We start from the raw sequence: 8,017 nt of genomic DNA, 5'->3' as shown, positions 1-8,017 counted from the left end.
CTGTCGCCGCTCTTCCAGAAATGGAACGAGGTGCCCAGGGTGCGCTGCAAGCCGATGCGCACGTTCTCCATCACGCTCAGGTGCGGGAAGACGGCGGAAATCTGGAACGAACGGATGATGCCCTGGCGCGCAATCTGGGCCGGGGCCTGCATGGTGATGTCGCGCCCGTTGAACATGATCTGGCCCGAGGTCGGCACCAGGAATTTGGTCAGCAGGTTGAAACAGGTGGTCTTGCCGGCGCCGTTCGGTCCGATCAGCGCATGGATGTGGCCGCGCTCGATTTGCAGATTGACCGCGCTCACCGCCGTGAAACCCTTGAATTCCTTCGTCAGGTTTTTTGTCTCCAGAATGACATCTGTCATAGTGTCTCTTCTCATTCTTCCCATGAATACCATGCGTGTAATCCGCATGCCGCCTTATTGAATCGCGTGACGCTTCTGGCGCCGCAATCCGAGCCTGGTAGGCTCTCGTGCGAGAGTCTTATTTTTTTAATATCTGGCGCATAGTAGCCGAGTCGTACCATTACTACAATACGTATAAGTACCGTATTGGATAAACCCCGAATTTTTTATTTTTGGCGGGCCTTTCGGATCAATTCCGCTGCTTTTTCGGCAATCATGAGCGTGGGCGAATTGGTGTTGCCGGAAGTGATCGTCGGCATCACGGAAGCGTCCACCACCCGCAGCCCGGCCACGCCGCGCACGCGCAACTGACTGTCCACCACTGCCTGCGCGTCATCATCGCGGCCCATCTTGCAAGTGCCGACCGGATGGAAAATGGTGGTGCCGATTTCGCCGGCCGCCTTGTACAGCTCTTCCTCGGTCTGATATTCCACGCCGGGCTTGCATTCGTCCGGTTGATACTTTCGCAACGCCGGCGCCGCCGCAATCTTGCGCGTCAGCTTGAGCGAATCGGCGGCAACCTTGCGGTCCTGTTCGGTGCTCAGGTAATTGAGCGTGATTTTCGGCGCCAGAGCGCCGTCGCCGCTGCCCAGGCGAATGTGCCCGCGCGAGGTCGGCCGCAGGTTGCACACGCTCGCCGTGAACGCCGGGAAAGGATGCAGCGGATCGCCGAATTTTTCCAGCGACAGCGGCTGCACGTGATATTCGAGATTGGCGCTGGCCTGCGACGGATCGGACTTGGCGAATACGCCGAGCTGCGACGGCGCCATCGACATCGGCCCGTTCTGGAACATCGCGTACTGCACGCCGATCATCATCTTGCCGTACCAATTGTTGGCCATCATGTTGAGCGTCTTCACACCCTTCACCTTGAACGCCATGCGGATCTGCAAATGGTCTTGCAGGTTCTCGCCGACGCCCGGCAACTCCTTGACCACCGGGATCTGGTGCCGCTGCAGCAATGCCGCGGAACCGATGCCGGACAACTGCAAGATGTGCGGCGAACCCACCGCGCCGGCCGCCAGGATGGTCTCGCATGCCGATTCAGCATACCACTCCTTGCCGCCGCCGCTGAATTCGACACCGGTACAGACCGGGCCGTTTTCGGTTTGCGCGATGCGCAGGCGTTTGACATGCGAGCCGGTCATGATGTCGAGGTTGCCGGTCTTCATGGCCGGTTTCAAAAACGCTTTCGACGCATTCCAGCGGATCCCGCGTTTCTGGTTGACGTCGAAATAGGAACTGCCCTCGTTGTCGCCGCGATTGAAATCGTCGATCTTGGGAATCCCGACTTCAGCCGCCGCATCGCGGAAGGCGTCGAGGATTTCCCACGACAGCCTTTGCTTCTCGACGCGCCATTCGCCGCCCACGCCGTGGAACTGGTCGCCGCCTTTGTAATGATCTTCGCTCTTCTTGAACAGCGGCAGCACCTGGTCCCAACGCCAACTGTCGTCGCCGGTCAGTTGCGCCCATTCGTTGTAGTCGCGCTCCTGGCCGCGCATGTAAATCATGCCGTTGATCGACGAGCAGCCGCCCAGCACTTTCCCGCGTGGATAAATCAGGCTGCGGCCGTTGAGGCCGACGTCCGCTTCGGTGCGATACAGCCAGTCGGTGCGCGGATTGTTGATGCAGTACAGGTAGCCGACGGGAATATGAATCCAGATGTAGTCATCCTTCGCGCCCGCCTCGATCAGCAAGACCTTGACGTCGCGATCCCTGCTCAGGCGATTGGCCAGCACGCAACCTGCCGTGCCGCCGCCAACGATGATGTAATCGTATTTACCCGCTGACTCCATGTATCTGTCTCCGTTATTTTTATCTGACACCAATCGATTCACCGTCGTCCCAGCGTTCGCTGGGACCCAGTATCGTAACCACTGTAAAACGACACTGGGTCCTGACTTTCGTCAGGACGACGGCGGTGGTGGCAATCGCCTTTGATTACTTCGCCACAGGCATCGTGAATTCCGCGCCCTTGCCGATAGTAGCCGACCAGCGCTGCATGATCGATTTATAACGCGTATAAAACTTGATGCCCTCTTCGCCGTATGCATGCGTATCGCCGAACAGCGAACGCTTCCAGCCGCCGAACGAGTGCCACGCCATCGGCACCGGAATCGGCACGTTGATGCCGACCATGCCGACCTGGATGCGGCGCGAGAACTCATGCGCAGTGTTGCCGTCGGCGGTGAACAACGACACGCCGTTGCCGTATTCGTGCGCATTGATCAGGCGCACCGCTTCGGCGAAATCGGGCACCCGCACCACGCACAGCACCGGTCCGAAAATTTCTTCCTTGTAGATCTTCATGTCGGGCGTGACATGGTCGAACAAGGTGCCACCGACGAAGAAACCTTTTTCATGTCCAGGCACACTGATGCCGCGACCGTCCACCAGCAGCCTGGCGCCGGCGTTGACGCCATCGTCGATATAGCCTTCCACCTTGGCCTTGTGCGCCGCCGTGACCAGCGGGCCCATTTCGGCATCGGCTTCCATGCCGTTTTTGATCTTCAACGCTTTCACGCGCGGGACCAGCGCTTCGACCAGCTTGTCGGCCACGCCGCCGACCGCCACCGCCACCGAGATCGCCATGCAACGCTCGCCGGCCGAACCGTAAGCGGCGCCGATCAGCGCATCGACGGCTTGTTCCAGGTTGGCGTCCGGCATCACCACCAGATGGTTCTTGGCGCCGCCCAGCGCCTGCGCGCGCAGCGGGAAGGTGCCGGCGCGTTTGGTCGCCTCGCTGTAAATGTATTCGGCAATCGGCGTCGAGCCGACGAACGACACCGCCTGCACTTCAGGATGATGCAGCAACGCGTCGACCGCCACCTTGTCGCCCTGCACCACGTTGAAGACGCCGTCCGGCAAACCGGCCCGCTTGAACAGATCCGCCAGCATCAGCGACGGCGACGGATCGCGTTCGGACGGTTTGAGGATGAAGCTGTTGCCGGTCGCAATCGCCAGCGGCGCCATCCACAACGGCACCATCACCGGGAAGTTGAACGGCGTGATGCCGGCGGTGACGCCCAGCGGCTGCCGCAGGTTCCAGTTGTCGATGCCGCCGCCGATGTTGTCGGTGAACTGCGTCTTCAGCAATTGCGGCACGCCGCAGGCGAACTCGACGATTTCCAGGCCGCGCGTGACTTCGCCCTTGGCGTCGGAAAACACCTTGCCGTGTTCGCGCGTGATCGCTGCCGCCAGATCGTCATGATGCTGCTCGATCAGCTCCTTGAACTTGAACAGCACGCGCGCACGCTTCAATGGCGCGGTCTCGGCCCAACCGGGCGCAGCGGCGCCGGCGGCGGCGACCGCGGCATTGACTTCGGCGGTCGACGCCAGTGCGACCTGGGCCGATACGTCGCCGGTAGCCGGGTTGAAGATGTCCTGCTTGCGTCCGCTTTCGGACGGCGTGACGCGACCGTTGATGTAATGCTGGATCGTGGAATTTGCGGCTGTCATAAGCATTCCTTTGGTGACGAATGGTATTGGATTGGAAAAACCGGCGTATTTATCTTGTTTTGAGAGAATATCGTTTCGATTCAAATGAATCCAATCAGTTATTATCAATATCAATATAATAAAAACTGATAATCAAGTTGCCGTCCGGTCTTCGGTAAGACCCGTTATTTTTCTTTTATCCGCATTTAGCCATGGATTTCACTCAGTTACGCGCTTTTATTACCGTCGCCCAGGAAGGCAACCTGACGCGCGCCGCGGAAAAGCTGCACGTCACCCAACCGGCCGTCAGCCTGCAGATCAAGACCTTGCAGGAACGGCTCAACCTCCAGTTGTTCATACGCACCGCCGGCGGCATGCGCCTGACCAATGAAGGCAGCAAGCTATTGCCGGTCGCCGAACGCGTCCTGCATACCCTGCAGGAATTCCACCAACACGCCGACGCCCTCCATACCAGCGCCGGCAACCTGAGCGGCACGCTGGCGCTGGGCACCATCCTCGATCCGGAATTCATCCGCCTGGGCGCCTTCCTGAAGCTCCTGGTCGAACGCCATCCGCAATTGTCGACGCGTTTGCAACACCACATGTCCGGATCGGTGCTGCAGCAGGTCAAGGCCGGTGAACTCGACGTCGGCTTTTTCCTGGGATCGCCGGGCAAGGGTTTCCACAGCCTGACCCTGACGCCTTTCACCTATAACGTGATTGCGCCGGCCGGATGGAAAAGCCGGGTGGCCGGCAAAGGCTGGAAAGAACTGGCGCAACTTCCCTGGATCTGGACCCCGCCGGAGTCCGCGCATCATCGCCTGCTGAACAAAGTATTCACGCAATACAGGCTGACGCCCAATACCGTTGCGTTGGTCGATCAGGAATCCTCCATGCTGGATCTGGTGAAATCAGGCGTCGGTTTGTCGCTGGCGCGCGAGTCCATCGCATTGAGCCAGGCGCATGCCCACGGCCTGGTGATCGCCGACGCCGTTGACCTGTCGACCGCGCTTTCTTTTATCACGCTTGAAAAACGCAAGAATGAACCTGCAATCAGCGCGGTTTTTGCCTTGCTGCAGGACGTCTGGACTTGAAATGATATTTCTTTATGGAAATTTTCTTTTGTTTTTTTCCGAAATAACGTGAAGCTGGTTTTTATTTAAAAGTTTATATATATAAATAGTAGTAGTAGTTAACAGGGGACCTTTTCTGTGGATAACCCGGTAAACCGACATCGAATCAAGCGTTTGCGAATTTCATAAACGCTTGGCAAGTCTTGTATAGCGAAAGAACAGATGTTGGATAGAAAATAGTAACAGGAACAAATACCGAGCTATCCCCAATCAACGCAAGAGATACCCAAAGACTTATCCACAGATGATCCTCGAATCACGCGTTTTTATTAACGTATTGATAACAAATTCAGGTTTTCAGTAACCCGATGCCAGTATTAAGACAATCGGCACAGAAGCCTTCAATCAACCCTCCAGTGCAAAACAGGATGTTCTGATGCTCACGGACGACCCGCCCCTCAAACAAGCCTACAAGGTCTCGTTGCAGCCTTCAGGATTGCAATTTGAAACCGATCCTGCGATGTCGCTGTTGAATTCGGCATTGCTGGCGCAGATCCGCTTGCCGAGTTCCTGCCGGAACGGCACATGCCGGACCTGTCTGTGCAAGTTGAAAAGCGGAGAAATCAGTTATCAGATTGATTGGCCCGGCCTGACCAGGGAAGAAAAAGCCGAAGGTTACCTGTTGCCGTGCGTCGCGGTCGCTCAATCGGATCTGGTCATCGATGCGCCGGATGCCGTTTCCCTGAAGTAAGTCAAAATTCGTCGATTTTTTGAGGGGAGGCGGAAAAAAGGGGGTTTCAGGTTCTTATATTAAAAGTTTATATATATACATAGTAGTAATAGTTAACACAGGCCCTTTTCTGTGGATAACCCGGTAAACCGACATCGAATCAGCCGTTTACGAAAAAGATAAGTGCTTGGCAACGACTGTATGACGCAAGAACAGTTATTGGATAGAAACCGGACTTGCGAAAAAAGCTCGCGCTATCCCCAATCCGCGCAAGCTTTATTCACAAAGTTATCCACAGGACGATGTGCCGGCGGGCATTCAGTTGCTATACGGAAAATCTACTTCCCGGTCGCCCGGGGCCTGGTTTTGCCGGGAGGAGGCGCAGTAGGTTTCTGCTGCACTTCCTGCAATAGATTGGCGCAATCGGTTTGTTGTTCACCGCTCATATTGATCAATGGCAGGATCGCCGCGACCGGCGCGATGACGCCCAGCAACACGGCGCCGCCTGCTTTCAGCGCCAATATGCCTTTGTCGACGCCGATGTCGGGATTGTTGAACGGACCCGTGACATACAGCGGCGAACGCAAGGAAATGATGCGCAAGCCCTTGCTGCGCGGATTGATGGTCAGATCCAGTTGTTCCTGCGCCAGGTTGACGTTGCCGGTGATGTTGATGAGCGCATCCTCGGTATCGAGCGTGAAGGTGCGCGCCTGCATCAGGCCGCTGGCGACCGTGAAGTCGCCGGCCATGCAATTGAGCCTGACCTGCTTGTCGCCGAACAGCTTGGAGACCACCACATTACCGATGTTGAGGCCCATTTCCTCAAGCAGCAGCTTGCTGATGGCGCCATGATTGATCACGGTTTTCAGTTCGCCGTTGGATGAAGCGAGCATCGCCGCGACCGAATTGCCGGTGGCGCTCAGCGCCGCGTCGCCGTTGATTTCGCCGAAGCTGGTTTGCGTGGCGGCCAGACGGGGGAATAATTGCTGGATCCTGATGTGGCGCGCCGACAGTTTGAGCTCCGATTTCATCTTCGGCTCACGACCGTCGAGATGGATGGTGGAAGCCAGGTTGCCGCCAGCCATGCCGAAGTTGAGTGGCGTCAGCGACAAGACCTTGTCTTTCAGATGCAAGTCGGCCTGGATGTCGGTGATCGGCAAGTCCTTTTCCTTGACCACGCGATGCGCCGTCAGCCTGACGTCGGCATCGATGCTGCCCCAACTGGCGGTATCGAATTCCTTGACCGGCAAAACCTTGCCGGACGGCTGGCGCTCTTCCGCGCCGCGCCGTTCCTTGCTGGCGTTGGAGTCGGCGCCGATCAGCGGACCGAGATCCTCGAAGCGCAACAGATTGGAGACGACTTCACCCTTCAGCAAAGGACGCGGCTGTTGCGACTGGTACTCCAGCGTGCCGCCGATATCGCTCGAACCGACCTGGCCCTTGAACTTGTCGTAGATCCAGTTGCTGCGGTTGCGATCCAGCTTGCCGATCAGATGGCCCGAGGTGGAAAACGGCGGCGTTTCCGGCAACACCACGCCGATCAGCGGCAACAGATGCGCCATGCTGTCGCCGGACAGCGTCAGTTGCAGGTCGAGCGCGGCCAGGTCCTGCGGCTTGGTCAGCGTGCCTTTGACCGCGATGTGCATTTTGCCGACGCGGACATTGGCTTCGAGCGGATAGGGCCTGCTTTCATCCTGCAGCGACAACACGCCGCCGGCCTTGCCCTCGCCATTGATGTCGGCCTTGTTGAACGAACCTTTCACGTTCCAGCCGATGCCGTAGTTTGTTCCATTGGCAGGATCCAGCGTATCGATATCCGCCCTGGCGTTGATCTTCTGGATAGCATCGTCGAGCTGGATGCTGCCTTTGCGGATCACGATTTTTTCAGGGCGGAATTCCCAGTCCGACGGACCGCCGGATTTGAACGTCCAATTATTGGCGGCATCCTTGCTGCGCAACAACACCAGTTGCGGACGGTCGGCTTCAAGGTCGGAGAGAACGATCTTGTGCTGTAGCAGCGGCCAGGGATTGAGTGTGATATCGAGTTGTCTGATTGCCGCCATGCTCGTGTCGGCGGGCGCCCAGTCGGGATTGCCGAGCACGATGTCGGCGGCGCTCACATGCGGCCACGGAATCCATCTTGCCCAACTGGTTTGCGGCGCATCAGGCTTGCGCCAGGTAACGATGAGATCGCCCTGGATGGCGAAATGGCGGCCGGTGGCGTCGCTCACGCGCTGGTTGATCCAGGGCCGCGCCCGGTTCCAGTCGAAAGTGACGATCAAGACGATGAACAATACAAGCAGCGTTAAAACGCCGGCAACACTTAACCCGATTATTTTTGATGTTCGTGGCATAAATCATTCTGAAAATAAGAG

At 57.5% G+C, this 8,017-nt stretch carries 6 protein-coding genes; 2 read left to right on the top strand and 4 right to left on the bottom strand.

The genetic code is table 11. The features are described 5' to 3' along the window. The 3 genes from RV1423_RS25940 to RV1423_RS25930 form a co-directional block, all read right to left on the bottom strand. A partial coding sequence (locus RV1423_RS25940; protein ID WP_034303320.1) for an ATP-binding cassette domain-containing protein occupies window positions 1–362 on the bottom strand: 362 nt, incomplete at its 3' end. Window positions 363–568: 206 nt separating this feature from the next. Then, entirely contained in the window at window positions 569–2,197 is a 1,629-nt protein-coding gene (locus RV1423_RS25935) for a GMC family oxidoreductase (protein ID WP_034303319.1), read from the bottom strand. A gap of 145 nt (window positions 2,198–2,342) precedes the next feature. Next, a complete protein-coding gene (locus RV1423_RS25930) occupies window positions 2,343–3,860 on the bottom strand; it encodes a CoA-acylating methylmalonate-semialdehyde dehydrogenase (RefSeq protein WP_034303318.1) in 1,518 nt (505 codons plus the stop codon). A gap of 191 nt (window positions 3,861–4,051) precedes the next feature. Between RV1423_RS25930 and RV1423_RS25925 the strand changes: the two genes are divergently transcribed. Beyond that, window positions 4,052–4,933, top strand: coding sequence for a LysR family transcriptional regulator (locus RV1423_RS25925; protein WP_034303316.1), 882 nt, complete (start codon window positions 4,052–4,054; stop codon window positions 4,931–4,933). Window positions 4,934–5,348: 415 nt separating this feature from the next. After that, on the top strand, window positions 5,349–5,663 hold the full coding sequence (locus RV1423_RS25920; protein ID WP_034303314.1) for a 2Fe-2S iron-sulfur cluster-binding protein: 315 nt from the start codon (window positions 5,349–5,351) through the stop codon (window positions 5,661–5,663). A 317-nt stretch (window positions 5,664–5,980) separates the two neighbouring features. Here RV1423_RS25920 and RV1423_RS25915 read toward each other — a convergent pair whose 3' ends face one another. Beyond that, a complete protein-coding gene (locus RV1423_RS25915) occupies window positions 5,981–7,996 on the bottom strand; it encodes an AsmA family protein (protein ID WP_034303311.1) in 2,016 nt (671 codons plus the stop codon). Between the last annotated feature and the right edge of the window lie 21 nt (window positions 7,997–8,017).

Source organism: Herbaspirillum sp. RV1423, from assembly GCF_000577615.1.
Classification (GTDB): domain Bacteria; phylum Pseudomonadota; class Gammaproteobacteria; order Burkholderiales; family Burkholderiaceae_D; genus Herbaspirillum.
The sequence above is the reverse complement of the archived record's forward strand: the minus strand, read 5'-3'. Positions and strand labels throughout refer to the sequence as shown.

Coding starts and splice junctions, on each gene's coding strand:
- RV1423_RS25925 (WP_034303316.1), top strand. CDS start 4,052: ATGGATTTCACTCAGTTACGCGCTTTTATTACCGTCGCCCAGGAAGGC.
- RV1423_RS25915 (WP_034303311.1), bottom strand. CDS start 7,996: ATGCCACGAACATCAAAAATAATCGGGTTAAGTGTTGCCGGCGTTTTA.
- RV1423_RS25920 (WP_034303314.1), top strand. CDS start 5,349: ATGCTCACGGACGACCCGCCCCTCAAACAAGCCTACAAGGTCTCGTTG.
- RV1423_RS25930 (WP_034303318.1), bottom strand. CDS start 3,860: ATGACAGCCGCAAATTCCACGATCCAGCATTACATCAACGGTCGCGTC.
- RV1423_RS25935 (WP_034303319.1), bottom strand. CDS start 2,197: ATGGAGTCAGCGGGTAAATACGATTACATCATCGTTGGCGGCGGCACG.